This is a genomic window from Paludisphaera rhizosphaerae, from assembly GCF_011065895.1.
GTDB lineage: Bacteria > Planctomycetota > Planctomycetia > Isosphaerales > Isosphaeraceae > Paludisphaera > Paludisphaera rhizosphaerae.
Genome location: NZ_JAALCR010000001.1, coordinates 478,977 through 505,337, shown reverse-complemented (window position 1 = coordinate 505,337; position 26,361 = coordinate 478,977). Strand labels below are relative to the sequence as shown.

Below are 26,361 nucleotides of genomic sequence, written 5' to 3'. Positions count from 1 at the left end.
GCGATGGCATGCGGAGGATCGGCGCGATGATCGCAATGGTCGGACGACGAGGCGCGGCGAGGATCTCGGCGATCGTGCTGGCGGCGGCCTCGGCGTGGGGAGCGCCGGCGTTCGCTCAGGAGGCGGGCGACGCCGCGCTCCGCGACCGCGTCCTGCAACTTGTCGAGCGGCTCGACTCCGAGAAGCCCGAGGCCCGCGACGCCGCCGAGGCCGCGCTCAAGAAGCTCGGATCGCGGGCTCTGCCGCTGCTGCCCGAAGCCGGCGGCCCGTCCAAGGAGCGTTCCGAGCGCCTCGCCCGGATCCGCGAGGCGATTCTGGAAGCGTCCGCCGAGGATCCCACGAGCGGGTCGAAGATCACGATCCAGGCCAAGGGGATGCGGCTCAGCGACGCGATCCAGCAGCTTCAGAAGCAGTCGGGCAACCCGATCAACGACCTTCGCGAGCAGTACGGCGCTGAGGCGACGAACCCGACCTTCGACCTCGACCTGAAAGAGGTCCCCTTCTTCAAGGCCCTCGACGAGATCGCCCTCAAGGCGGGAGTGACCACCACGCCTTTCACCGGCGACGGCACCATCGGCCTTATGGCCGCCGCACCCAACGGCGGAACCCAGGCCCAGCCTCCCGTCGAGTACGTCGGTCCCTTCAAGGTCTCTCTCAAGCAGCTCGTCGAGCAGCGTGATTTTCAGGCGGGGAAGGCGTCCGCCAATGCGGCGATGGAGATCGCCTGGGAGCCACGGATCCGCCCGATGTTGTTGTCGATCAAGGCGGACCAGGTCGAGGTGAAGGACGACCAGGGCCGCGCGGTCAAGCCGCAGGTCGCGATGGAATCGTCCGACGTCGTCCTCCGTCCTGAGAACCCATCGGCGGAGGTCAACGTGAACATGGAGGCTCCCGAACGCACAGCGACGAAGATCGGCTCTCTCCACGTCAAGGCGGAGATGACGCTCCCCGCCGGGATCAAGACGTTCCGCTTCCCAAACCTCGCCGAGAAGAAGACGATCCAGCAGGGGGACGTGAGCGTCACCCTGGAGGGGGTGGAGATCGATGAGCAGGTTTGGAAGGTCGGCGTCGTGCTGACCTATCCCGGGGAAGGCCCCGCGTTCGAGAGCTATCGCCAGGGCCTCTTCAACAACCGCGTCTGGCTCCAGAAAGCCGACGGCTCCAAGTTCGAGCAGAACGGGGGCTTCTCGAACACCGGTTCGGACGGCGGCAAGCTCGGCTTCGAGTACCTGTTCGTCGACGCCCCTGGCAAGCCCGAGGATTATCAGCTCGTCTACGAGACCCCCAGCAAGGTCGCGACCGTCCCTCTGGACTTCACGTTCAAGGACGTGCCGCTCCCCTGATCGTTCCGTCCTCAGTCGAACTTGGGCTTCTTGAACGACTGGCGTTCGAGGCCGTATTTCTGGAGCTTCTGAGAGACGCTTCGGCGCGATAGGCCGCTGTGACGGGCGCAGCGGGCGACGTTGCCGTTGTACTCGGAGAGGACGCGCTGGAAGTACTCACGCTCCACCTGGCCGACGAGGTCGTCGATCAGGTCGGGGAGCGTCGTCTCGATGTCGATCGGGTCGGGACCGGCCGGGCCGGCGGCGATCCGCGGGGCGACGGTTTCGGGGAGGTCGTCGCGATGGAGGACCGAGCCGTCGGTCATGGCGACGGCCGCCTTGATCGCGTTCTCAAGCTCGCGGACGTTCCCCGGCCACTGGTGGTTCAGCAGGGCTTGCATCGCACCGTAGTCGATCTCAGCGACGGGGTTGGTGGCGGAGACGTGCTTCTCGACGAAGTTCATCGCCAGGAGGGGGACATCCTCCTTCCGATCCCGGAGGGGCGGGATGTCGATGGTCACGACTTTGAGGCGGTAGTAGAGGTCAGGGCGGAAGCGCCCGGCCTTGACCTCGTCTTCCAGCCGCTTGTGGGTCGCCGCGATGATCCGGACGTCGACCTTGATCGGCTCGACGCCACCGACTCGTTCGAGCGTCCCCGTCTGGAGGACGCGCAGCAGCTTGACCTGCATGGCGGGCGAGATGTCGCCGATCTCGTCGAGCAGGAGGGTGCCGCCGTGGGCCTTCTCGAATCGGCCGATCTTGCGTTTCTCGGCGCCGGTGAACGCGCCGCGCTCGTAGCCGAACAGCTCGCTTTCGAGCAGTGCGTCGTTGAGCACCGCGCAGTTGAGGGCGACGAACTTCCCCTTGCGGCGGGTGTTGACCGCGTGCAGGGCCTGGGCGACCAGCTCCTTGCCGGTGCCGGTCTCGCCCTGGATCAGGACGGTGGAGTCGACGGGGCCGACCTGCTGGATCAGGTCGAAGATGCGCCTCATCTTCGGGTTCTGCGAGACCATCGTGTGAAAGCTGTAGCTGCCGCGAAGCTCGTCGCGGAGCTTGGTCAGCTCGTCGATCAGGCCTCGGCGCTCGAGGGTGCGCTCGACGACCAGGCGCAGGTGTTCGGGCTCGCAGGGCTTGCGGAGGAAGTCGTCCGCGCCGGCCTTCATGATCTGAAGGGCTTCCGAGGCGTCGCCGTAGGCCGAGACGACGACCACGCCGACGGGCACCCGGCGGCTGCGCAGATTGTCGAGCAGCTCGGAGCCGCTCATGTCGGGCATCTTCAGATCGGTGATGACCAGATCGAAGACCCTGTCTCGAAGCATCTCCAGCGCGGTCGCACCGTCGTAGGCGGCCTCGACCTCGTAGCCCTCAGGCTCCAGGATCTGCCGAAGGTGGTCGCAACTCAGTTTCTGGTCGTCGACCGTGAGGATCCGGCGCTTCATGGTTCCATCCTTCCGCCGTCGTGGGTGCTGATTCCGTGCGGACGGTCCGGTCGCGGCCTATTGTGGCTTCTCGCCGACCGGTTTGGGAAGGAGGGACTTTGTTTCGAGGCAGTTTTCCCTGACTCCCGACGGCTTCAGCCAACCCGCCGCGACCGGCGGATCGCGAATGCTCCGGCACCCAGTGCGAGGACGAGGAAGGTTGAGGGCTCGGGGACGGGGGCAGCGGAGAGGTCGGTCGGCGTCAACAGGAACTCGTGTTGCTCGGTGAGATTCGACGACTCCGAGTAAGCGCTGAGGAGGATGCGGCCGTCATCGTCGATCCCTCCGGTGCGGATCGCTCCCCATCCGGGGCCCAGGACGTTCGACATGTCCAGCGTCGTGTTTGTCTTCTCGTCGTAGACCCAGACCTTGGATGTATACCAATAATCGTACCCGTGAGAGCTATAGCCTTGGGGAATCCATCCCGCGAGAACCTGGTCGAGGGCATTGATACCACCGATGTACAAGCCGCCGTTGGGCCTGGAACCGTATCCATGGTCGCTGGTGGAAGAGCCAATTTCGTTAAGGACATGCCAGGCACCGGATGCGTCTTGACGAGCCACGTACAAACCCGCGGCGGCAGAGCCGGTTTCATGCCCGTCGACGCCTACGCTCTCAATATAGGCAGTGAGGCCACCGGCGTTGGCGACCGAAGTCGTGATGAAGTTGTAGGCGTAAGCCGGGTTCCCGTGCGTCATTTGATCCCAAATCGGGGCATACATCGCGAGCGGGGGCTGCGTCGCCGTCCGAGTGGGAGCGGCCGAGGGAGTGAACGAGATCGGCTGTGTTCCCAGGTCAGTCACGGTGTAGGAGAGCGGCGAGCCCTGGACCGAAGAGGAGATCAGCAACGCGGCCAGGCCGGCGGCCATCCTGGCGAGCCGGCTTCCACGAGAATTGTGAAACAGCATTGGGACATCCTTTCCCAGGTGGTTGGAGTGATCGCCTGATGCAGATGACGGATCACTCTAGCTCCCTCGATGTCCGAGTCAATGCGGAGTCCGCATCGACATCCGCTGGGGTCACTGAATTGGAATCGCGTTCCTCGGCGTGGCGGCGGGGCGCTTGGGGGCGGCGTCCTTCCTGGCTTTCTCCTTGGCGGCTCGTTCCTTGATGGTCTCCTCGAAGGCCTCGCGGACGGCGGTGGCGCTCACGAAGGGGAGGGCCTTGGTCCGGCGACCGTCGGTCAGGGAGACGACGACGGGCTTGGCGTTGGGGTCGTTGGGGGCCAGGACGACGGTCTTCTTGGACTCCTTGGCGTCGCCTTCGTGGGTGATCGTCTCCAGAGTCAGGCGAGTGGTGGGCTTCGCTGGGTCCACGGCGATGGGCATGATCCGGATGGTGTAGTTGCCGTTGAACCCGCGAGGGCAGACGTAGACCTCCTCGGGCCGGCTCCCCTTGCCGTTCTTGATCAGGGCGCCGCCGAAGACCGATCGCGGCATGTCGTACGAGACGGGGGCGCCGAGCGGCTCCTCCACGACCAGGTCGAAGTCGGCCTCGCCGTCCCATGACAGGCGGACGTAGACGTCGCGAGCTTCCGCCGCCGGGAGTGCCGCGCGGAGCTTCTCGGCCTCGTCGGTTCGGCCTTCCTCGGTGAGCGTTTTCGCCAGAGCCTCGACCTGTTTGCGGGCCTCGGCGCGGAGGTAGTCGTCCTGGCCGGGCCAGCCGAGGGAGAGGAGTTGGTCGACCGACTCAGCCATCCGTTTGGGGTCGCGGGTCTTGAGCGCCAGGTTGATCGACATGGCGATCGGCTCGGCGCGGTGGGGGATCTTCTCGGCGGCCTCGTCGAGCAGGGCGCCGACGCGGTCGGTGTACCCCTTGAGCAGGAGCTTGTCAGCCGCGCTCACGAGGTGGTTGGGGTTGTGCGACCGCTGGGCGAGATCCGCGGCGTAGTCGAGGGCCGTTTTGATGTCCTCGGGCTTGCCGCCGTTCATCTCGATGGCCAGGGCGAGGGCCTCGTACATCCAGAACTCAGCGCTCTTGGGCCGCTTCTTCAGATAGCCGAGGATCGCTGCGTGGACGTCTCGGGTCTTTCCGCTCTGGTTCAGGAGCCGGACGGTCTCGTGGAGCTGGTCAGGGGTCTCGTCGTGCTTGGCGTAGTACTCGGTCCAGAAGGCGTAAGGATCTCCGGCCGAGGAAGGCCGGACCGCCGGCGCTCCGCTGACGGGAATCAGCCCCTTGGTCGCGGATGAGGTGGAGGGCTTGACCGACGGCTGCTGCCCTTTCGTGGTCTGGGAGTTCTCTAGAACGCCGGCGGGATCCGCCGCCTTTCGGCCGGACGGATCCCGCGTGGGCATGTCAGAGGGGCGGCCGGAGCCCGCCCCAAGACCGTTCAGTTGCTTTTTTTTTGCATCAGCGCGCTGGCGGGGTCGTCCTGAGCGGGGCTGACCGGGATGGACATCATGCCCATACCGCCGCCCATGCCGCCCATGCCACCCATACCGCCCATGCCGCCGCCCATGCCGCCCATACCACCGCCCATACCGCCCATGCCGCCGCCCATGCCGCCCATGCCACCGCCCATACCACCGCCGCCGCCGCCCATGATGAGCGAGAGGGGGATGAGGGCCAGGTCGGCGACCGGGTAGACGCGGATGTCGGTCTGCTGGTCTTCGGACTCCTGCGAGGTGATCATCAGGAAGCCGTCCTTCACCGTGTAGGTGAGGCCGAGTTGCTTGAGCATCAGACGCAGGGTGGTCTTCAGGGGCACGCCGTCAAGGTCGAGCGAGACCGGGGAGGTCATCGTCTTGTCGGCCTCGTTCAGGCCGATGGGGTCGACGTAGATCGGGATGCCGTTGTCCTGCGGGGTCTGGGTCGCCTGCTTGACGTACTTCAGGACGTCTTCCAGCGGCGTCTCGTTGGGGAAGTTCATCGCCAGGGGCTCGTCGAGCTTGGCGAGGATCGACTTGGTCTTGGGGTCGCGGTCGAAGACGTCGACAGCCTTGCCGTACTTGGCGATGCGACGCTCGGACATGTCGCGGAACCACTCGGCGTCGGGGTACTCGATGATCTTGTTGTCGGGGAAGGGGACCGCGCCGCGGGCGACGTCTTGCATCGTCAGCATGAAGCGGTATTCCTTCAGCTCCTCGAACTGCTTCTCCTGCGAGAGGAAGCCCATGGTCGTGGAGACGAACATGCCGGCGTAGGGGGCCGGGTCCTCGTCGCTGTACGGGAGAGTCCCCTTGTGCATCAGAGACCGTGCGTGCTGCGAGAGCAGACGAGCCTCGTAGAACGGGGCGGTGGCGAGGGCGATGTTGCCGAGGCCGCCGTTGTAGAGCGAGTTGTAGACGCCCTCTCCCATCAGCGTATCGAACTGGTCCATCATCGACTTGATGGTGTACTGGTTGGCGACCAGCTGCGAGAGGCCGCGATAGCGCTGCTCGGCGGCCGCTTCGAGGCGGCGACGGTCCAGCTGCTCGGCGAGGATGCGATCCTCGTCGCGGATGGTCGAGAGGTACTGGGCCTCGATCTGACGTTCGAGGGCCTTGCGGTCGCTCTCAGGGATGTTGGAGGCCGACTGGACGACGTTCTTCGCCAGGCGGAGGGCGTCGAGCGCAGCGCCGGGCTGGCCGTTGCGGACCAGATCGCGGGCGGCGTTGAGCCGCTGGGCCACGTCGCTGCTGAGCTGCTGGCGGGCGATGGCGTCGCTTCGGTCCGACTCCTCCAGCGTGGCCCGGTTGTTGGGGCCGGCGGCCGGAGCAGGGGGAGGCGTCGGCTGAGCTTCAGCCGGGGCGGCGGGCGCCGGGGCCGGAGCGGCGGGCTCCTGCAGGGCCACCCGCAGCAGCCGCTCCTGAGCGGCCTTGGCCTCGGCGAGGCCCTTGGCGGCGTCAGCGTTCTTGGGATCGATCTCCAGCGCCTTTTGGAAGAAGGAGCGGGCCATCGGGCCTGCGCCCTGCGCGAGCGCCTGGCGGCCGAGGTCGGTCAATTGGTCGACGACCGGTGGAGCGTCGTCGCCGCGGGACGCGGCCCCGGACAGCAGCATGCTGCCCAGGGTCAGCAACCCGGCGCCTTTCCACAGTCTCGTGGTTCGGGACATGTTCGAGGCTCTCCAGCAGAAGGGATCACCGGCGCCACGACCGGTCTGGGCGCTAGGTGTTAACTCATCGCATTTTACGAAACGATCTCGGAGGCGGCGAGAATGCCGCTCCGGTCGTTCCGGGTCGAACTCGGGCCGGGCCGACTCGACCGCTCCCCGACGCCGGGCTGCGCGGCCGATCCCACTCCCGGGGTGTTGCTGCTCCTGGCGGACTAACGACTCCCCTCGAGGCGGTTCTAGATGTTGGCTGGGTTCGGCTCGTCGACAACCATTATGCCACACGGTTCGGGGGGGGCCAAACCGGAGACGGAAAGGGATTCGACGGCTCGCGCGAGGTGTTCTTCCGACAAGACGACGGCCGTCCCGAGTTTCTTCGGTTCCCCATCACGATTTTCCGCCGAGACGCCCCCCTCCTCCCGTTTTGACAACCTCCGCCGCTCGTCCTACTGGTTTGACATCAGGAGCGGATGAGGCCGGCTCGGCCGGCTCGCTTCCGAACCGATGATCGCCGCCCCCAAGCGGCCGGAGGCCTTCCAACATGAACGACGTCCGCGACGACTCCAAGCCTGACTCCGGCTCCTTCGACTTCTCCGCCTATCCGGCCAACACGGTTTTCCACGAACGACGGCTCGGCAAGGACCGTCGCGGCTTCGGCGGCCGGCCGGGACGATTCGACGCCCCTGGCGAACCCCGTCCTCCCCGCAACGTCGAACGCCGGGAGAAGAAGGAACGCCGAAAGCGCATCGACCCCACGACCTTTGAGAAGCAGTACACCGAAGATGAGCTGGAGTTCATGAACGCCATGCAGCGGTTCAAGGAACTCTCGGGCAAGTCGTTCCCCTCCTACGCCGAGGTGATCAAGGTCGCCGTCGGCCTGGGCTACCGCAAGGCGGTCGACGACTCGCCGCCCCCGGTCTTCGACGAGAACGCCAGCCTCCTCCTCTTCTCGCGGGTTGAGCAGGACGCCTGATCCCGACTCCCCCGAACCTGGCAGGTCGGTCTGAACCGCCCGGAGCACACCCTCCCGGCGGTTTTCGTTTGCGCCCAGGCATCCGCCCCAATGGGTTTGATTGCAAAGGGAGCCAATCGCGTGATCGAGGTTAAATCGTTTATCTCGATGGTTTTGCGTCGTCAAGGTTGTGGGTTCGTTCGCGCGCTCTTCGCGTCGTTTCCGATTGGACCCTGTAGCGAGGATGTCTTGCATCGACTGGGGCCTTCGAGAGCCGGTCGCCGACTCATCCCCATCGAAATCGGGTTCGATCTCAAACGGACCCAGTCGGGTTCTGGATGTTAAGTCGTTGTACTGCAATATATTAAGGCACGCACGGTTGGCTTCGTTCGAGCGATTGTCTCACCCGATCCCCGCGTGCCGATCAAGTCGGCCGAGTTATCAAAGATCCGCGTCGCCAGGAACGCTCTATCTAAGATCATGGCGTCGACAGCCGAGATCGAGCTTCGAAAGTCGACGCATCCACGCGCTGGCGCGCCGTCATAATCGGACCTCTAGCCTTTGGTGGCCCGGCCAAGGAATCTCCCGGCCGACGCGGAAACGTCGGCCGGGGAGCGTAGGGGTCAATTCTCGTCGGGTTCGCGGATGACGAAGCCGACGTCGACGTACTGCCCGCCGGCGGACTGGCGACAGTGGACGGCCAGCACGTTCTCGGCGTTCGGCTTCAGGGCTTTGCGGGCCTCGGCCGTGATGGGGCGGTTTTCATAGCCGTTGAAGTAGCCGCCGACCTGATAGGCCAGCACGCCGTTGATGTAGACCTGCACGTCCTCGTCGTGGTTGTCGCGGACGAGCAGTCGGGCGATCTGGTCGGGCGTCAGGTTTCCGGGGTTGAACGTCCGGCGCATCCAGACGTTATTGGAAGTCCACTCCGTTCCGATCTTCCCCGTGCCGGGCGTCCCGTGCGAGCCGAAGCCGCCCGGGCCCGTCTGCCAGGCCGAGTCGTTGAAGCCGGGCTGCTCCCAGCCATCAGCCGGGCGACTGAGAGTGTACTTCCACGTTTGCGACTCCTTCTCGGAGGTCGCCAGCACGGTGGTGAACTTCGGCAGCCTCATTTCCAGGCTGTTCGCTCGGGCGATCTTGCCGACGTCCATCTTGGGGACGCGATCGTAGGTGAGCAGGCCGTTGATCTCGGTCTCGACGTCGGTGATCTGGGTATAGACCGCCGCGCTCAGCCCTTTCTCATCGCGGAAGCCCTTGAGCATGGCCGCGAACTCGGTGTAGAGGTCGACCAGGTCCTGGGGCGACTGGACGTTGGTGTAACCGCCGCCGCCCGGGGCCCAGTTGTGGCCCTCGACCCGGAAGCCGATCCCGCCGTATTCTCCGCAGGCGAGCGCCTGGTTCTTGCTGGGCTCGGGGCAGGCCGGCGGCGGATAGCTGTGAACGTCCATCACATCGCCCGACCCCGTGTAGCCGCCGCCGCTGGCCTCGTTGACCAGGCGGGTCGGGTCGAGCCGCTTGACCAGGTTCACCAGCCGAGGCGTGTCGTACTGGCCCTGGCCCTCGTTGTACGTCTCCCACATGATGATCGACGGCACGTTGTAGAGCGTGGCGATCATCCGGGTCAGCTCGTGCTCATACGCGGCGCGGTCGACCTCTGGCTGGGGGTCTTCGGCGCCTCGGTAGGAGTTGGCGGAAGGCATGTCCTGCCAGATCATCAGGCCGATCCGGTCCGCCCAGTAGTACCACCGGGCGGGCTCGACCTTGATGTGCTTGCGGATCATGTTGAAGCCCATCTCCTTCGTGGCCTGAATGTCGAACTTCAGGGCCGCGTCGGTGGGGGCGGTGTAGAGGCCGTCGGGCCAGAATCCCTGGTCGAGGGGGCCGATCTGGAAGACGAACTTCCCGTTGAGCAGCAGCTTCTTGAGTCCCCCCACGTCGCCGATCGCAATCTTCCGCATGCCGAAGTAGCTGCCGACCCGGTCGACCTCCTTGCCAGCGACGGCAAGCTTCACCTCCAGGTCGTAGAGGAAGGGCCGATCGGGCGACCAGAGCTTGGCGTCGCGGATCGGGATGCGGATCTCCGGTCCCGGAGCGCCCTCGACGGTCGTGACGATCTCGGCCCCGTCCTTGACGGTCAGCGCGATGCGGGAGTGAGGCGTCACCCCCGGCGCATCGACGGCCACCCAGACGCACCCGGAATCGACGTCGGGAGTGATTTTGAGGCTGCGGATCCCCTCGGCGGCGACCGGTTCGAGCCAGACGGTCTGCCAGATGCCGGTGGTCGGCGTGTACATGATGCCGCCCTGCCGGGTCGTCTGCTTACCGCGTGGTTGGCCCCCCTCGACGGTGGGGTCGAAGACCCGGACGATCAACTCCTGGGGGCCTTCTCCCTGGAGAAAGTCGGTGACGTCGTACTGGAACGGGTCGTATCCGCCGCGATGCACGCCCAGGCTTCGACCGTTGACGAAAGCCTCGCTCTCATAATCCACAGCGCCGAAGTGCAGGATGACCCGACGGCCCGCCCAGGACGTGGGGACGTTGAAGGTGCGGCGGTACCAGAGCCGCTTGTGGTGCTCCATCACGCCCGAGATCGCCGATTCGACGGGGAACGGAACCAGGATCTTGCGGGAGAGCGTTTTGCCCGCGGGGGCGGCGTCGGACTCAGCGCCGGGCTGGAACTCCCAGACGCCGTTGAGGTTGAGCCAGTCGGCCCGAGTGAGCTGAGGCCGGGGGTAGTCCGGCAGGGGGGCGTTGGGGTCGACCTGCGCTGCCCACCGCGTCATCAGCGGGCCCTGTTTCATCGACCATTCCTCGGCCGTCGCCGACGCCGCGACGCCGGCCGCGAGCCCCAGCGCAAGGCTGAGGCGGAGGCTTGTTCGTTTCATGATCGCCGATCAAGAGTCAGGAGGCGCGGCTGGTTGTTCCGCCGTCTGCACGACCGGACGGCGGCTAATCTGAGGCCGCATTCATCCCGATTGTAGAGCTTTGGCATCTGCATGGGAAAGGTGACCACTGGGCTGGAACAGCAGAGTGATTCCTCTGGCGCATTGCCCGGACTTGTAGGGGCGTCCCTTGTGGGCGCCCCGATCGCTTTGGACATCCGACATCGACCGGACATCCGATGGCGATCGGGGCGCCCACAAGGGACGCCCCTACACCTGAATTCGAAACGCGAAACGCGACGGCCGTGGTGGGGCCGTCGCGCGGGTCGATTTATCGGTTCGAGTCCCTCGGATCAGCGCACGGTCGGCGTCGGTCGCGAGACGGTGACCAACGCGGGCCCGGTCAGAACGTTGAACCAGGCGGAAAGAGCCTCGCGAGTCAGCTTGACGGCTCGATTGACGTCTCGGCCGGCGACTGGCTCGGCGGCGGGAGCCGTCTCGACGACGACGGGCTCGGCCGGAACTTCGTCGAACGGGGCGAAGACATTGTCGGGCAGGTCGTTCATCGCGGCGACGGCCTCGGCGTACGACATCGTGGAATCCGTGACTGCTTCGGGGGCCGGCAGCAGGTCGTCCTCGGCTAGAGCGACGTCTTCCACAACGGCGCTGGGGTCGAGGCCCTCGAAGCCGGGCAGAGGGGTGAACTCGCGGTCGGTCGGCGACGCGGCAGGTTCGGGTTGCGGCTCGACCACCGCGACGACGGCGGCCGGCGGCGGTTCGGGATCGTGGACGGCGTCGAGGACGAAGGCGTCGTCGAAGTAGAGGTCCTTGGACGCCTCCATCGCGATAAACGCGCGGGCGTTGCGGTCTTGCTCGGCGGCGAGGCGAAGACCTTCGGCCAGGTCGGCGGCGAGACGCTCGCCGAGCGGTCGCAGGCGATTCCAGGCGAGTGTCGCCAACTCATCGGGACGGACGGCAGATCGGGCGGGGGCGATGACGGCGGGGGGGGCGACGGGCGGGGCTGCGACGGCCGGGACGGGTGCTGGCATCGACATCGCCGCTACGGGCGCTGCGAGCATGGCGCCTTCGAGCCGGGGCAGGGTGATCGCGACGCTGGACCGGGCGATTGCGGCGCGGGTGATCTCCTCCTGGGAGATCTCGTGCGGCATCGAGACGAGCTGGATGCGGGGGGCCCCGATCCGTGCGTTCGGCGTCGAACGGCGGGCCAGGCGGGCCGCGTGAACGCGCTGCATCTCCTCGTCCAGGAGGTCGCGGATTACGACGTATTTCTTCTCACGCCCGGCACGAGAGTCCAGGGACGCAAGTTGATGGTTCATCCAATTCTGCACGCCGCCGGTCCAGCCCTCGATCGTCGGCCATGCGGGCAGGCCAAGGCCCACACCCGCCACCAGGCCGATCAGGAACAGTCGCAGCGTCATGGGGGTATCTCCCAGTCGTGACGATTTCATCGATCGTCTTTGTACCGTAGGATTCGGAATGTGATCCTCGCTTTGGCTGATGATGCCTCCTGGTGAAAAGGTATCGACAGGGTGGAGTCAACGCTTTACGTCCTATTGGGAAAATAGCGTTTTTGGTCAATCTGAGAAGCTTTGGTGCTTTGCGGTGAAAGATCGGCATGGCTAAGGATGAAGCCCTTCGGCTTGCCGATTGGGGGGATTGCGCGACGGTTCGCGTGGCCAAGACGGGCGGTTGACTCTAAGATGGCTTCCCGATCGGGTTTTCGAGGAGGCCCCCGGGCTGAGGGCGAGGAGGAACGGGAGATGGGCAAGGCGGTCCTGGTGACGGGCGCGGGCGGGTTCATCGGCAGTCACCTGACGGAACGCCTGGTGCACCTGGGGCATCACGTCCGCGTTCTCGTCCGCTACAACGGCCGGGACGATCGCGGTCATCTGGACGACCTTCCGCGCGACGTTCAGGCCGAGATCGAGGTCCACCGCGGCGATCTCAAAGACCCGGACGCCGTTCATCGGGCCGTTGAGGGCCGCGAACAGGTCTTCCACCTCGGCGCCCTGATCGCCATCCCCTACTCGTACCAGAACCCGTACGACGTGGTGCAGACGAACGTCAACGGCACGGCGCACATTCTGGACGCCTGCCGGCGCTCGAAGAAGCTGGAGCGCGTGGTGCTGACCTCGACCTCCGAGGTTTATGGCACCGCTCAATACGTTCCCATCGACGAGAAGCACCCGCTGCGGGGCCAGTCTCCCTACGCCGCGACCAAGATCGCCTCGGACGCGCTGGGCGAGAGTTACTTCCGCTCGTTCAGCACGCCGGTCTGCGTCCTTCGCCCATTCAACACGTTCGGGCCGAGACAATCGGCGCGGGCGATCATCCCCACGATCATCAGCCAGGCGCTCACCCGGCCGGTGGTGAAGCTCGGCCGGCTCGACCCTCGCCGCGACCTGACCTACGTCAAGGATACGGCCGAGGCTTTCATCGCCATCGCCGCCTGCGACGCCGCCCTGGGCCGGGTCGTGAATGTGGGAAGAGGCTCCGATGTGAGCATCGGCGACCTCGTCGAGAAGGTGGGCGCGATCCTCGGCAAGACGATCGAGGTTCAGACCGAGTCCGACCGGCTCCGTCCCCCCGCCAGCGAGGTCGAGCGGCTGCTCGCCGGGACGTCGCTGGCCCAAACCCTCTGGAAGTGGCGGCCGCGATACAGCCTGGACGAAGGGCTGGCCGAGACCGTCGAATGGATCAAGAAGAACCTCGACCGCTTCCGCCCCGACGAATACACGACCTGATTCCATCGAACCAAGAACGTACTTCCCTCCGAAAGCCCCTGAATCGAGCCCGACATGATCGACTGGACGCCGCTGGCCGACCTCGTGGAGAAGCACGACCGCTTCTTGCTGACGACCCACATCCGCCCCGACGGCGACGCGCTCGGCTCCGAGGTCGGCATGGCGGGGCTGCTCCGCCAGAAGGGGAAGGACGTTCGGGTGGTGAACACCAGCCGGACCCCGCCGCGATACGACTACCTCGACCCCGACGGCACGTTCTTCGAGCACTTCTCCGCGCTCCCCGCCGGGGCGCTCGACGACCGCGAGGTGCTCGTGATTCTGGACCTCTCGGCCTGGTCGCAGCTTGGCGACATGGCTGATTTCGTCCGCGCGTTCCCCGGGCCGAAGGTCGTCGTCGACCACCATGTCAGCCAGGACGATCTGGGGGCCGTCTTCCTCAAGGACACCTCCGCCGAGGCCGCCGGCACGCTGGTCATGCGGGCGGTGAAGGCGCTCGGGGGATCGCTCACGAAGGAGGTCGCCACCGGCCTGTTCACGGCGATCTCCATGGACACCGGCTGGTTCCGCCACCCCAACACCAAGCCCTCGACGCTCGGCGCCGCCTCCGAGTTGATCGAAGCCGGCGCGGAGATCGACCAGATCTATCGCGACCTCTTCGAGCGGAATACGCTGGCCCGGCTTCAACTGACCGGCGAGTTCCTCTCCAAGATGAAGACCGACCTGAACGGTCGGATCATCTATTCGACCGTCTCGCTGGCCGACCTGGAGCGGACCGGCGCGATCCCGCACGACACCGAGGATCTCGTCGATTACACGGTGAGCGTCCGAGGCGTGGAGATCGGCTTCCTGCTGATGGAACTGGCCCGTGGGGGCGTGAAGGGCTCGCTGCGGACGCGGTCGGGGGTCGACTGCGCCAAGATCGCGGCCGAGTTCGGCGGCGGCGGCCACAAGGCGGCGGCCGGGCTGACCATCGACGCCCCGCTGCCGGTCGCCGTGGACCGGGTTCTGGCGGCGATCCGCAAGGCCCTTGATCCGGCCTGACGGCCGCGTCAGGATAGACGCCGACCGCCGGGCGCTTGCGCCTGCGCGGTCTCCGCGGCTCCGTCGACGCCCCCGCCCGCGTCGTCCCGCTACAACCTTGTCGAGGCCCCGTATGAATCGACGCGATTTCCACCGCCTGGGGACCCGAGTCCTCGGCGCGCTGGTCAAGCTGGCGGTCGCCGTACCCGCCGCCGCATTCCTGCTCAACCCGCTCCGCCGCAAGGGCGACGGCGGAAGTGAGACCTTCGAATCGCTGGTGCCGCTGAGCCAGCTTCCGGTCGGCGTCCCCAAGTCGTTCGGGATCGTCCGCGACCAGATCGACGGCTGGGTGAAGTACCCGAAGGAACCCGCCGGATCCGTCTGGCTGGTTCGCCAGCCCGAAGGGGTCGAACCGGCGGTCGTCGCGTTCTCCGCCGAGTGCCCGCACCTGGGCTGCGCCATCAACATGGGCGACGACGGCAAGCATTTCGTCTGCCCGTGCCACACCAGCGCCTTCGACATCGAAGGGAAGCCGCAGAATCAGGTTCCTCCCCGCCCCATGGACCGGCTCGACGTCGAGCTGAGCAAGGACGCCGATCCCATCGTCCGCGTTCGATTCCAGCGCTTCCGGACTCTCGCCGAGGAGAAGATCCCCCTTGCGTAATCTCCTAGCCGACTGGTTCGAAAACCGCACCGGACTCCCCAGCCGACTCCAGTCGATGCGCGACGAGCCCCTTCCCGCGGGGCCTCGCTGGGGGTACGTCTGCGGCTCCGCGCTGCTGGCCATCCTGCTCATTCAGGCCTTCACCGGCCTGATGATGATGACGGCGTACAGCGCTTCTTCCTCCACTGCGTGGGGGAGCGTCTATTACATCGAAAAACAAATGTGGATGGGCTGGCTCATCCGAGGGCTCCACCACTTCGGCGCCCAGACGGTGATGGTGCTGGCGGTCGTCCACCTGCTGCAGGTCCTCTTCGCCGCCGCCTACCGGGCGCCTCGCGAGGTCAACTGGTGGCTCGGGCTGATCCTGCTGGGGCTGCTCGTGGGCTTCGGCCACACGGGCTATCAACTGCCCTGGGATCAGAAGGGCTACTGGGCGACGAAGGTTTCCACCAACATCGCCGGCGGAGCGCCGGTGATCGGACCGTACATCAAGACCGTGGTCGTCGGCGGCAATGAGTACGGCAACCAGACCGTCACGCGGTTTTACGGCCTGCACGTCGGCATCCTGCCCGTGCTGCTGGCCCTGACGCTCGGGGCCCACCTGGCGCTCCGGTATCGTCACGGCCTCAAGCCCCCCGCCGACGCCGCTGAGAAGCCGAAGGCCGTGCCCTCCACCTACTTCCCCGACCAGACCTTCCGTAATGCGCTGGCCGTCACGGCGGTCCTGGGCGTGATGCTCGGCCTGGTCTTCTGGGAAGGCGGAGCGCCGCTCGACGCCCCGGCCGACCCGTCGAGCGCGGACTACCCCGCGCGTCCGGAGTGGTATTTCCGGTTTCTTTTCCAGATGTTGAAGGCCTTCCCGGGCCGTCTGGAGTGGGTCGGCTCGATTGCGGTCCCCGGCGCGTTGATGACGACGCTGGCGTTGCTGCCGCTGCTGGACAAGGTGATTCCGTCGAAGATCTTGCACTTCTTCGTTTGCGCGATGGCCTTCACCATCGCCGGCGGCGCGGGCTACCTGACGCTCTCCTCGTTCCGCGAGGACGCCCAGAATCCGGCGTTCCACCTCGCCCGCGAGAAGGCCGACAAGGCCAACGAACGGGCACTTTTCCTGGCCTCCCACCCCGACTTCGGCATCCCGCCGGAGGGGGCGGGTTACCTGATGAGGCTGGACCCGCTCACGCGCGGCTCAGCCCTGCTGGAGAAGAAGTGCCTCGGCTGTCACCGCCTGGGCGAGCAGGGGACCGACCAGCAGTCGGCGCCCGACCTGAAGGACTTCGGCTCGCTTGCCTGGATCCGCGGCCTGCTGGAGAAGCCTGACTCGCCGACCTACTTCGGCAAGACCCCCGAGTGCGACGGCATGACGAGTTGGAAGAAGAGTTCCAAGCTCGACGCCAAGCAGCTCGATCAGGTGGCTCAGTTCGTCGCGAGCTTCGCCAAGATCCCCGAGGGCCAGACGGTCGACGACTGGCTGAATACGCCGGGCGTCGCCGACCATCCGGGGAATGAACTGTTCCAGAAGGATTGCGGCAAGTGCCATCTCATCGACGGCTATACCGAAGGTGGCGTCCAGGACGCCCCCGACCTCTTCGCCTGGGGCTCTCCCCAGTGGATGAAGCGGATGATCCGCAAGCCCGGCGACGCCGCTCTGTACGGCTACCTGGAAGACAAGCAGCGGATGCCCGCATCGCCCGTCGATGAGATGCCGGACAGTGATGTTTCGATGATCATTCGATACCTCAAGGGCGATTACTTGAAGCCGAATGCGCCGTGAATTCCCCCCTCTCGGCGGACATGGGCATGGCCGCAACGATTTGAGTTGACTGCTCACGCGAGGGAAGAGTTTAGGGCGGTGCCGGCCTGGTCGGCACGGACGTTGGCGAGCAGCCGCCCTCTCTTCTCCCGTTAAGAAGTTGTGGCCATGCCTGTGTCGCGAGGGGGGAGGGCCGTCGTTCGGATCAGCCGTGGCTTCAAACACTCGGCGCTCAGCCCGCTGCCTTCCGTTTCGCCTGTTGGGACCGGATCTCGTCGGCGGCTGATTCCAGGTTCTTGCGGAGCGTTTCGAGTTGGCCTCGGTCAAGCGTCCCCTGTGATTCCATCAGCTTGACGAAGGCGTCGATCTCCTTGGGCTCGAAGGGATAGCCGATGTTGCCGAACGAGGCGTCGGCCGTGCCGTGGGCCTTGCCCTGACCGTCGAGCACGACGAACCAGGGGATGCCGCTGGTCGCCTCGGGGCGATACTTCTTCATCACGTCCTGGCCGCGGGTCATGCGGTCGACGTCGACCTTGACGAGCACGAAATCGTCGGCGAAGGCCTTGGCGACTTCCGGCCGCGCAAGGTAGTCGTCCAGCTTGTGGCACCAGCCGCACCACGGCGCGCCGAAGCGGAGGAAGACGCGTTTGCCCTCCGACGAGGCCTTCGCGAGGGCCTCGCTCACGACTGCGTCGGCGTCCTTGGCGGCGACCTTCCACTCTTCGAGGAACGCCTTGACCTTGGCTGGGTCGTGGTGGTCGCCTTCTTCCAGGGGATCGGTCTTCTGGCCCTTCAAGAGTTTGCCGTCGGCGTCGTAGACGGCGAGGAACGGATAGCCGACGCCATCGAGGCCCTTGGAGGCCTCCGACAGGTAGGTCTCCGCGTTGGGCGCCTTCGTGTCGATCATCACCAGCTCATATTCGTTGGAGAGGATAGTCGCGATCTCCTTGTCCTCGCGGAAGAGGGTGTGGAGCTTATGGCACCAGCCGCACCAGTCGCCGCCGAACATCAGGAGGACCCGCGTGCCGTCCTTCTTCGCCTGCGCCGCGGCCTTTTCGACCTGCGCGCGAGCGTCGGCCGTCGCGTCGTAGATCGACTTCTTCGCCGGCTTCGCTTCCTCGCCCCGGGCCGCCCCGACCAGCACCAGCCCCCCGCAAAGCGCCGCGAACATCGTCACCGATCGCATGGCCGACTCCCTTGTTGAGGCTTGTTGGACGCTGCGCCGGACGCCGACGCGGGCCATCCCTCCTCTCGTACGACTGTAACGGCCCTGGAGCGGCGGCCGAAACGAATTCCTCAGGTTCAGCGGCGAACCGTGTGAGGATCCCGGCTTCACGGGCACTATGAAGGTGAACGAGAGTGTGAAGCTTTCTCTCGATCGAAGCCGCTGACGTCGACTGCTCTCCCCTCCTTGGAGACGCTGACGAACCGACGCTTTTTCAGGAGCAGCGACCATAACAGCCTTCCCCCTCCAGGGGGGAAGACGTCTTGATCGTCGCCGCCGAATAGGTGTCTGGTCGTCCGTGAGAGACGAGAGGGTCGTCGTCGTTTCGACAGGATGAAACACATCATGCAAAAGCCCGCCCGACGTTCTCCCGCAGGCCCATTGCAAACCTTGCTCACGCTGGGCGTGGTCGGCGAGGAAACGGACGCCCGGCTGCTGGACGTCTACCGGGGCAGGCGAACCGGCGCCGAGGAGGCTTTCCGACTCCTCGTCGAACGTCACGGGCCGATGGTGCTCTCGGTCTGCCGGAGCCTCGTCGCCGATCCGGCCGAGGCGGACGACGCCTTTCAGGCGGTCTTTCTCGTGCTGATCCAGCGGGCGAGCTCAATCCGCAAGGGGGATTCGCTCGGCCCCTGGCTGTACGGCGTCGCCCTCCGGGTGGCGAAGGCGGCGCGACGTCGCTCTCGTTCGCGAGCCGGCCGGCTGAGGCTCGTCGATCCAACCACTCTCGAAGACGCAGTCCGTGGCAGTCGGTCGACGCCCGACGCTTCCGCCCTGATCCACGCCGAGATCGATCGACTCCCCGAACGCGAGCGTGCGCCGCTTGTTCTCTGCCGACTGGAGGGCCTGACCTATGAGCGGGCCGCCCGGGCGCTGGGTGTTCCGGAGCCGACACTCCGCGGCCGGCTGCATCGGGCGCGCAAGCGACTCGAGGAGCGATTGAAGGCTCAGGGGGTCATCGACTCGCCCGACTCCCTCACCCCGGTCCCGCTGCCCCTCGCCCTGCTGAACGCCGCCCAGTCGCTGGCCGCCGGAGCGACGTCCACGATCTCCGCCTCACACCTCGCGAAAGGAGCGATATTCGCCATGACCCTGTCTTCTTTGAAGCCCGTGGTTTTCTCGTCGCTGGCGACGCTCGGCGTCATCGGCTCGGCCGCCGTGCTCGCCCGACAGGCGGAGACGTACCAGGAGCCTGCTCAAGAAGCCGCGCCGAAGCCTACTCCCTCGGAGGCCAAACCGATGGTCTCGGTCGACGCTCCACCGCAACCGAAGATGCCGACGAAGGAAGGGCCCGAAACGAGAGATGAGCGAATTCGCGCCTTCCTGGCCAGGCCGTTCGATCTGGATACCGACGGCATCGAACTCGAAACGCTCCTCAAGAGGATCAAGGAGGTCTCCAGCATCGAGGACGCCCCCGGCATCCCGATCTACGTCAATCCGCTGGGGCTGTTCATTGCCGACCTCACGATGACCTCGCGCGTCTCCTTCCACGGCAAGAATCAGCCGCTGTCTGCATCGCTGCGCGAGAGCCTGGCGATTGCGAAGCTCGGCTATTGCGTGAGAGACGGTTTCCTCATGATCGATTCCCACACCGGGGCCGTTGAACAACGACTGGACCGCCTTGAAGAGAAGTTGGACGCCCTGATCAAGAAACTGGAAGTTCCAGCATCGACCGCGTCTCCAGCTCCCGCCCCTCCAGGAGCACGAAGAGGGCCGGCAAAAGCAAGCGATTCAACGCCGAATCGTTCCTTGAACCATTCCACGTCCAAAGGAAGTACCCGGTCCGACATGATTACCTCGCTCCAAGAGTCGCCGGATGGACGCCTCTTCGTTCCGGAGGATCGCACATACCTCAGACGACCCTGAGAACGCCTGAGGGAATCGGAGATCCCTGAGCACGTGTCGGCACCACGAGCGATCGCAGGCCGTCCCTCTGGGAAGGCTGCATATCCAGTCCGAAAGGAGCAGCCCCTGGCTTGAAGAGGCCTCGCTCGGCCTTCAGTTGCTCTGTTCGGGAACCCCTCCATGGGATCGAGCGCGGACCGACTCGACTCAGGTTCATGGCCCTTCAAGAGTGGTTGCGGAACATTTTCGCATATGTTTTGTGTGTATCTCAGTCCTTTGAGAGCGGTTGCCCCGGCGGCGGGTAGTTCTTCGAAGCGTCGTCCAGAACTAACACTGAATCCAATGCCTCGCCCCAGGGCATCGGCTCGAACCGAGATTCGCCGGTGTTGGCGATCTCCCCGTCGTCCACGACCAGGCCCGACCGGGGATCGAACCACCACACGTGGATTCGAGGCCCTTTGATCGCCTTCAGGTTTACGGAGAACGCCCGGCCGATGGGGGCGTAGATCATGGCGAAGGTCCCTTCGCGGTCGCGGGTGGCGACGAATCGGTAGCGGCCCGCGCCTGGGACGGACGTCGGCACGCGGTCGACGACGATCAGCGAGTCATCGGGGATCCGGCTGGTGATCGGCCGGGATTCGATCAGCCGACGACCATACTTCATTTGAGCTGCGCCGGGGGCGTCGAGGGCCTCGGTCCACGGGACGAGCGGGTTGTTGATCGGCTTGCGGTCGGGTTGCCACATCTGCCAGATGGAGTGGTGGCCATAGGTATGGCCGCAGGCCCCGGTGAACAGATCCCAGTAGAGCGGCCGGCGCACGTCGGCGGCGATCGAGTGGCCGTTGCGAGCGGCGTTGAACGAGATCGGGTGAGCCTCATAGATGGGCTCTCCGTCGATCACCGGCTTGGCGGGCTGGAGGTCGTAGTCCTTGCGGGTGTTCTCATACGAGCCCGTGAAATCGGTGTTGTGACCGTTCTGACGCATGTTGAACGATAGCCAGTCGGCCTTGTGGAAATACTCCGACGATCCGCCGCCGCCGCGAGGGTGGAAGGTGATCAGAGGATGCCCGCCTTCGCCGGCGCGAAGTCCACGGGCCATCGCCTCGATCACGGCTCGCTGCTCGTCGTTCTCAACCTTCCGGTCGCCGCCCAGGATCCAGATCACTCCCTTGCCGCCATAGCGGCGGCCGATCCATTGGCCGTAAGTCTCGGCGTTGGCCGCGTTGAACAGGGGCTTGCCGTCCTTGATCGGGTCGTGCCAGTAACGGCCCCATGTGGGCAAGAGGCCGATGGTCAGCCCAAGAGCGTTGGCGCGGTCGACCACGAAGTCGACGTGATCCCAGTAGTCGTTCGCCGGGCCGTCCTTCACGTCGGGCCGCGTTGGGTCGAGGTCGACGAGCGGCAGGTGGCCGTAGGCGTTCGGGACGGAATGTCCGTCGAATTCGGCCAGCGCAACGACCTGGACGACGGTGAACTCCTTGCGGGCGCGGTCGGCGAGGTAGCGATCAGCCTCCTCGCGAGTGCTGCGGTGAAAGAGTTCCCAGGCCGTGTCCCCCAGGTAGAAGAAGGGCTCGCCGTCCTTACCCGTCAGGTAACGGCCGTCCGGGCTGACCCCGGTCGGAAAGCGGTGCTTCGGCTCCTCGGCCCTGGCGGTGGCGAAGCTCAGTGCGGCCAACGTCGCGAGGGGGAGGAACCCGCGGAGGCGACTCATGGAATGCCTTCCGGCCCGGGGCCGTTCGAGGGGCGCAAGACAGGGCGTCGGCGCGGGGTTCTCCCCGCGCGCCGACGCCTGCATTCGTTTCGCCCGTTCTACGAGACCCGGAAGGTCGGATCAAGAACCCGCGGCGACGGGTTCGAGCTGCACCAGCGACGCCGTGGCGGCGGCGTGCTTGCGGATGTCCTCGGAGATCCGCATCGAGCAGAACTTGGGCCCGCACATGCTGCAGAACGCGGCCGTCTTGAAGGCATCCTGCGGCAGGGTCTCGTCGTGCATCCGGCGAGCGGTTTCCGGATCGAGCGAGAGGCGGAACTGCTCCTCCCAGTCGAAGTTGTACCGGGCGCGGGAGAGGGCGTCGTCGCGGTCGCGGGCGCCGGGGCGGTGCCGGGCCAGGTCGGCGGCGTGGGCGGCGATCTTGTAGGCGACCACTCCCTGGCGGACGTCCTCGACCTCGGGCAGCCCCAGGTGCTCCTTGGGCGTGACGTAGCAGAGCATGCTGGCCCCGTGCCAGCCGGCGAGCGCCGCGCCGATGGCCGAGGTGATGTGGTCGTATCCCGGTGCGATGTCAGTCACCAGCGGGCCGAGGACGTAGAACGGGGCCTCGTCGCACTCGACGGCCTGCTTCTCCATGTTCATGGCGATCTGATCCATCGGGACGTGCCCGGGACCCTCGACCATGACCTGGCAGCCGCGAGCCCAGGCCCGACGGGTGAGGTCGCCCAGCGTCTTCAACTCGGCGAACTGGGCGGCGTCGGAGGCATCGGCGATGCAGCCGGGGCGGAGGCTGTCGCCGAGGCTGAAGCTAACGTCGTACTGCCGCATGATGTCGCAGATGTCGTCGAACCGCGTGTAGAGCGGGTTCTCCTTGTTGTGGGCGATCATCCACTGGGCCATCAGCGCCCCGCCTCGCGAAACGATCCCGGTGAGGCGATGGGCCGTCAGCGGGATGTAATCGCGGAGGATGCCGATGTGGAGGGTCATGTAATCGACCCCCTGCGCGGCCTGGTGCTCGATGTTCGCCAGCAGGTCTTCCTCGGTGAGGTCTTCGACCTTCTTCACCTGCTGGATGGCCTGGTACATCGGCACAGTGCCTATGGGCACCGGGCTGGCGGCGATGATCGCCTGGCGGATCGCGTCGATCTTGCCGCCCGTGGAGAGGTCCATCACCGTGTCGGCGCCGAGGTCGACGGCCAGCTTGAGCTTGGCCAGCTCGTTGTCGACGTTGGACGTGACGGCCGAGTTGCCGATGTTCGCGTTGATCTTGCAGGTCGCCTTCACGCCGATCGCCATCGGCTCCAGGCCCAGCTTGAGGTGGACCTTGTTGGCGGGGATGATCATCCGGCCCCGGGCGACTTCGGAGCGGATCAATTCGGGGCTGAGCTTCTCCCGGCGGGCGACGTGCTCCATCTCCGGGGAGATCACACCCTGGCGGGCCATTTCAATCTGCGTCATCGTGCAAGATCCTCTCCGAATCGCACTCGGGCCGGGCCGAGGCGGGACTGCGACAGACTCCGATCCGGCGAAGGCGGAGCGGGCCCATCCATCGTAGGCCGGCGGTCGATCCAAGGTCAATTCGAGGAGGCCCGAGGTCGATTGATCGCGGGGGATGCCGCGACCTTGCGGGCCGTCGGCCGAACCCGGGTCGTCTGGGCCAGCCGGAAGCGGTGAGGACCCGGGGCCTTGTTCAGCGGGAACTGGTAATAGGCCGCCTCGTCGGTCGCCGGATCGATCGTGAAGCCCGGTTCCTCGCGGACCCACAACCGCGTCCCGGCGGCGGTCGGCTCGACCGAATCGAGCGTCCAGGCCTTCACTGAGCCGTCGCCGTGCTCGACGAACAGGGAGCGGCCGGCGACGGCCAGGCCCTCGGGGAGCTTGTCGGGAGTCAGGAACCAGCCGCGGCCGTGGTCGCTCGGGGCACGTTCGGCCGCCGTGATGGTTCCCCGAACGCTCGGCTGGGAAGCCAGCGTTCCGTTGGCCTCCGCGTAGGTCCCGCCGGACAGGACGATCTCATCGTCTCGGACTCGTACCGCCAGGCCGTCCGTCGTCACGTACCGTCCGCTGGCAAGCTGAACCTGAACCCTCGTCCCCGGCTTTCGGTTGAAGATGAAATGCTCGGTTCCCTCCGGCGACTCGACCAGCACCACGACGGCGTCCGCGACCGAATCGACTCGGCCGACGCGGTCGAGCGGGGCAAGCCCCGGCTCGGAGGGTTCGAACAAGGAAACGAAGGTCGAGGTCAGTTGCGCCCCCGCCTCGGCTCGGCGGCGGACGATCAGGTCGGAACGCGTCGCGCCGGAGGGCGCCGGCGCGTGCGGCGTGGGGGGGCCGTCGGGGGATTCGGCCGTGATGACGCCGGCGGGGGAATCGCCCAGGAGGTGGAGCCGAAGGGCTGGGGGTGAGCCGTCGCCGCGATCCAGATCGACCCGACAGGGCCCGGACGCCTCGGCGCGAAGCCGGGGGCGGAACTCGCCGTAGGCCTGGACGAACCAACGCCCCTCGTCGGGTCTCGCCGAGGGAAGGAACTCAATCGAGGGGGGGAGTAGACTTCCGGCGAACGGGGTAGCCGCCATGTTGGGCCGCCAGTGCTCCTTGCGGCCGTAGGCCGTGTGGAAGATCTGGTCGTGCTGGACGCCGCCGTCGACCTCGAAGATCGACAGGGCGTAGCGACGGCGGCCCCATCGACTGACCAGGAACGTCTGCCGGTAGCGCCGGGTTGAGATCGGATAAGCGTGGCGGTCAGACACGGTGGCGACCTGGAAGTCCGGCTCGGCCGCGAAGTAGAGGAAGTCGCTCGAAGGCGCGGGCGTGCGCGCGGCCTGAGGAGTTTCGCGTTGGTTGAGGCCATTGACGACGACCGTATTGTGGCTGGCCGTGGCGAGGTCCCAACCGTCGGCGGTGGCGGGGTGTTCGTCGAGGTCGTCGAGGAGCGGGACGCCGTCAAGCGACAGACGGAACGCCAGTCGTTGGCAGCGGCGGTCGACGAGCGAGTCGCGGCCTCGGATTTCCACGTCGAGCGACTTCCCTGGTCCGCCGACCGAAAGCAGAGCCAGCCCCGCGCCGCCGAGGAGCATCGGCCTGTGCTCGGTTTCCAGGCTCGTCTCCACAGGCCAGGACGCCTGGAGGATCTCGGGATCGGGCGGACGAGAGGCGACGGCCGCGGCGGCCGAGCGCGCCAGGTCAAGCATGGGAACGTCGATCGCGACCACGGGGCGGCCGTTGGGTTCGGCGAGGAGGCCGTCGATCCAGCCTTCGAGCATCCCCAGCACTCGACGGTGGCTGAGGACGTCGGCGCCTCTCCAGAAGCCGTCGTAGTAGAAGCCCCTGCGGGCGAACTCGGCGAGCCGTGAACGAGCCTCGATCACAAGGTCCTTCCGCCCCAGCAGGCGGCCGACGCTGAGCATCCCTCGATAAACGGCCAGCGAGTCCTCGGTGCAGTCGTCGGGATGACGGGCCGACAGTTCGGCCGAGGCCAGGAACAGATCTTCCTCGATCGTCCGCTTCGGGTTGGGGCAGTCGAGGAGCTTGCCGGCCTCGGTCCAATCGGCGCCGTCGCGAATCAGGCTGTACGCCAGGAGGAGGTTCATGGGTGTTTCGAGACTGCCGTTCCAGTCCCATTTGCCGGTCTGGTAGCTGTGGCGATACGGGGGAGGCACCTTCGCCGGCAGGAGCAGCTTGGAGACGCCGGGACGGTCGTTGTGCATGGCATAGGCCGGGTAGACCTGGGCGAACCGCAGGATGAGGGCGGCGGCGGTCGCGGCGAGCTTCGGATCACGCGCCTGAGGAGCCTGGTCGTCCCAACGCACGGCGCAGTAGAGGGCGGCCTTGGCGAGGAAGGCGCGTGCCTCGTAGTCGCGCTTGGCTTCCAGGTAGGCGCGCTCGTCGAAGTAGTCGGCCTTGTCGTCGTCGACGTCGTGATAGGGGTACGAGTGCCAGACGCCGGGGGAGACTTCGACCTTCTCGACGGGGACCTTCTTGTCGCTGGGGCTGGGGGCGGGGAACGAGGGGTTCGGGAACTCGCCCTGGCACTTGCGACAGCGGACGACCTTCGGTTTCTCAATCGACCAGGCCAGTGGGTCGGTGCGTTCGCCGGCGTCGCAGGAAGGGCAGGGACAGAACCTGAACCCAGCCTGGACGGGGACGAGGTCCGTCAACTCCTTGGGCGAGAGCTTCAGCATCGCCTGGGCTTGGGGCGTGCCCCAGAAGCGGTCCTGCCACTCTTTCGGCAGGCGGACCGGGCCCAGCGACGGCTGAGACTGAGGCTGGCGCTGAGCGACGGCGGTCGTCGCAAGGAGAAGGCACGCGGCCGGTATGAGGGCCGTTCGAATGGGTCTGGCGATCATCCTGGATCGGCTCCGGATTCCGTCCCGGGGGCGGGTTTCAAGCGGTGGCGGCGTCCTCGCCGACGCTCTGCAAGTCGGTATCACGGCGGTCGGGGTCGAGGAGGAAGAGGCGGACGTCGCCCATGGTTTCGCCGGGCTCCAGCTTCAGGCCGTTGCGGTTGATGCGGGCGCGTTCGAGCTGGGGGTCGCAGTGGGCGGGGCAGGCGAGGCCGTAGTTCTTCAACTCGCGGCGGGTCCCGTCGCTCCAGGGAGCGCCGACCTTGTAGACGGCCGTCTCGGTGCAGCCGACGGCCGAGCAGATCGGCCGGTAGTGGAAGCGTCGGGGGGGCTCCATCGGGTCGACTCCCGTTCTGAGGGCGGCCTTTCGCAGG

At 66.3% G+C, this 26,361-nt stretch carries 18 protein-coding genes; 7 read left to right on the top strand and 11 right to left on the bottom strand.

From position 1 onward, the window contains the following. The first annotated feature begins 26 nt into the window (after nt 1–26). A complete protein-coding gene (locus G5C50_RS02260; protein WP_165064201.1) occupies nt 27–1,343 on the top strand; it encodes a hypothetical protein in 1,317 nt (438 codons plus the stop codon). An 11-nt stretch (nt 1,344–1,354) separates the two neighbouring features. Here the strand turns inward: G5C50_RS02260 and G5C50_RS02255 are convergent, their stop codons facing one another. From G5C50_RS02255 to G5C50_RS02240, 4 genes are all read right to left on the bottom strand, one after another. Further along, entirely contained in the window at nt 1,355–2,761 is a 1,407-nt protein-coding gene (locus G5C50_RS02255) for a sigma-54-dependent transcriptional regulator (protein ID WP_165064198.1), read from the bottom strand. Nucleotides 2,762–2,895: 134 nt separating this feature from the next. Continuing rightward, entirely contained in the window at nt 2,896–3,669 is a 774-nt protein-coding gene (locus G5C50_RS02250; RefSeq protein WP_165064195.1) for a PEP-CTERM sorting domain-containing protein, read from the bottom strand. A gap of 150 nt (nt 3,670–3,819) precedes the next feature. Further along, on the bottom strand, nt 3,820–5,094 hold the full coding sequence (locus G5C50_RS02245) for a hypothetical protein (RefSeq protein ID WP_165064192.1): 1,275 nt from the start codon (nt 5,092–5,094) through the stop codon (nt 3,820–3,822). 35 nt (nt 5,095–5,129) lie between these two features. Next, complete coding sequence (locus G5C50_RS02240) at nt 5,130–6,833, bottom strand: tetratricopeptide repeat protein (protein WP_165064189.1); 1,704 nt, start codon at nt 6,831–6,833, stop codon at nt 5,130–5,132. 538 nt (nt 6,834–7,371) lie between these two features. Between G5C50_RS02240 and G5C50_RS02235 the strand changes: the two genes are divergently transcribed. Beyond that, a complete protein-coding gene (locus tag G5C50_RS02235) occupies nt 7,372–7,803 on the top strand; it encodes a hypothetical protein (protein WP_165063396.1) in 432 nt (143 codons plus the stop codon). Nucleotides 7,804–8,405: 602 nt separating this feature from the next. Here G5C50_RS02235 and G5C50_RS02230 read toward each other — a convergent pair. Next, on the bottom strand, nt 8,406–10,667 hold the full coding sequence (locus tag G5C50_RS02230; RefSeq protein WP_165064186.1) for a glycoside hydrolase family 2 protein: 2,262 nt from the start codon (nt 10,665–10,667) through the stop codon (nt 8,406–8,408). Between the two features lie 350 nt (nt 10,668–11,017). Continuing rightward, complete coding sequence (locus G5C50_RS02225; RefSeq protein ID WP_165064184.1) at nt 11,018–12,103, bottom strand: hypothetical protein; 1,086 nt, start codon at nt 12,101–12,103, stop codon at nt 11,018–11,020. A gap of 342 nt (nt 12,104–12,445) precedes the next feature. Between G5C50_RS02225 and G5C50_RS02220 the strand changes: the two genes are divergently transcribed. The 4 genes from G5C50_RS02220 (at nt 12,446) to G5C50_RS02205 (ending at nt 16,884) form a co-directional block, all read left to right on the top strand. Beyond that, complete coding sequence (locus G5C50_RS02220) at nt 12,446–13,429, top strand: GDP-mannose 4,6-dehydratase (RefSeq protein ID WP_165064181.1); 984 nt, start codon at nt 12,446–12,448, stop codon at nt 13,427–13,429. A gap of 54 nt (nt 13,430–13,483) precedes the next feature. Next, nucleotides 13,484–14,470, top strand: coding sequence for a DHH family phosphoesterase (locus tag G5C50_RS02215; RefSeq protein WP_165064178.1), 987 nt, complete (start codon nt 13,484–13,486; stop codon nt 14,468–14,470). A gap of 112 nt (nt 14,471–14,582) precedes the next feature. Next, the gene (locus G5C50_RS02210) at nt 14,583–15,113 is read left to right on the top strand and encodes a QcrA and Rieske domain-containing protein (protein WP_165064175.1); all 531 of its coding nucleotides are present in this window, start codon (nt 14,583–14,585) and stop codon (nt 15,111–15,113) included. Next, on the top strand, nt 15,106–16,884 hold the full coding sequence (locus tag G5C50_RS02205; RefSeq protein ID WP_165064172.1) for a cytochrome b N-terminal domain-containing protein: 1,779 nt from the start codon (nt 15,106–15,108) through the stop codon (nt 16,882–16,884). The genes G5C50_RS02210 and G5C50_RS02205 overlap by 8 nt, the downstream gene beginning before the upstream one ends. 211 nt (nt 16,885–17,095) lie before the next feature. On the opposite strand, the gene G5C50_RS02200 is transcribed toward G5C50_RS02205, so the two are convergent. Beyond that, on the bottom strand, nt 17,096–18,049 hold the full coding sequence (locus tag G5C50_RS02200) for a thioredoxin family protein (protein WP_165064170.1): 954 nt from the start codon (nt 18,047–18,049) through the stop codon (nt 17,096–17,098). A 384-nt stretch (nt 18,050–18,433) separates the two neighbouring features. Between G5C50_RS02200 and G5C50_RS02195 the strand changes: the two genes are divergently transcribed. Continuing rightward, nucleotides 18,434–19,954, top strand: coding sequence for an RNA polymerase sigma factor (locus tag G5C50_RS02195; RefSeq protein WP_165064168.1), 1,521 nt, complete (start codon nt 18,434–18,436; stop codon nt 19,952–19,954). Between the two features lie 247 nt (nt 19,955–20,201). Here the strand turns inward: G5C50_RS02195 and G5C50_RS02190 are convergent, their stop codons facing one another. The 4 genes from G5C50_RS02190 to G5C50_RS02175 all read right to left on the bottom strand — a co-directional run bounded on the left by G5C50_RS02190 (nt 20,202) and on the right by G5C50_RS02175 (nt 26,324). Further along, the gene (locus G5C50_RS02190; protein ID WP_206107556.1) at nt 20,202–21,644 is read right to left on the bottom strand and encodes a glycoside hydrolase family 140 protein; all 1,443 of its coding nucleotides are present in this window, start codon (nt 21,642–21,644) and stop codon (nt 20,202–20,204) included. A 120-nt stretch (nt 21,645–21,764) separates the two neighbouring features. Then, entirely contained in the window at nt 21,765–23,102 is a 1,338-nt protein-coding gene (gene thiC, locus G5C50_RS02185; RefSeq protein WP_165064165.1) for a phosphomethylpyrimidine synthase ThiC, read from the bottom strand. Nucleotides 23,103–23,218: 116 nt separating this feature from the next. Continuing rightward, nucleotides 23,219–25,990 (bottom strand): hypothetical protein, encoded by a 2,772-nt coding sequence (locus G5C50_RS02180; protein ID WP_165064163.1) that lies wholly within the window; start codon nt 25,988–25,990, stop codon nt 23,219–23,221. Between the two features lie 37 nt (nt 25,991–26,027). Further along, nucleotides 26,028–26,324 carry a hypothetical protein gene (locus G5C50_RS02175; protein ID WP_165064161.1) on the bottom strand — a complete coding sequence of 99 codons (297 nt, stop codon included), beginning with the start codon at nt 26,322–26,324 and terminating at the stop codon, nt 26,028–26,030. Nucleotides 26,325–26,361: the final 37 nt, after the last annotated feature.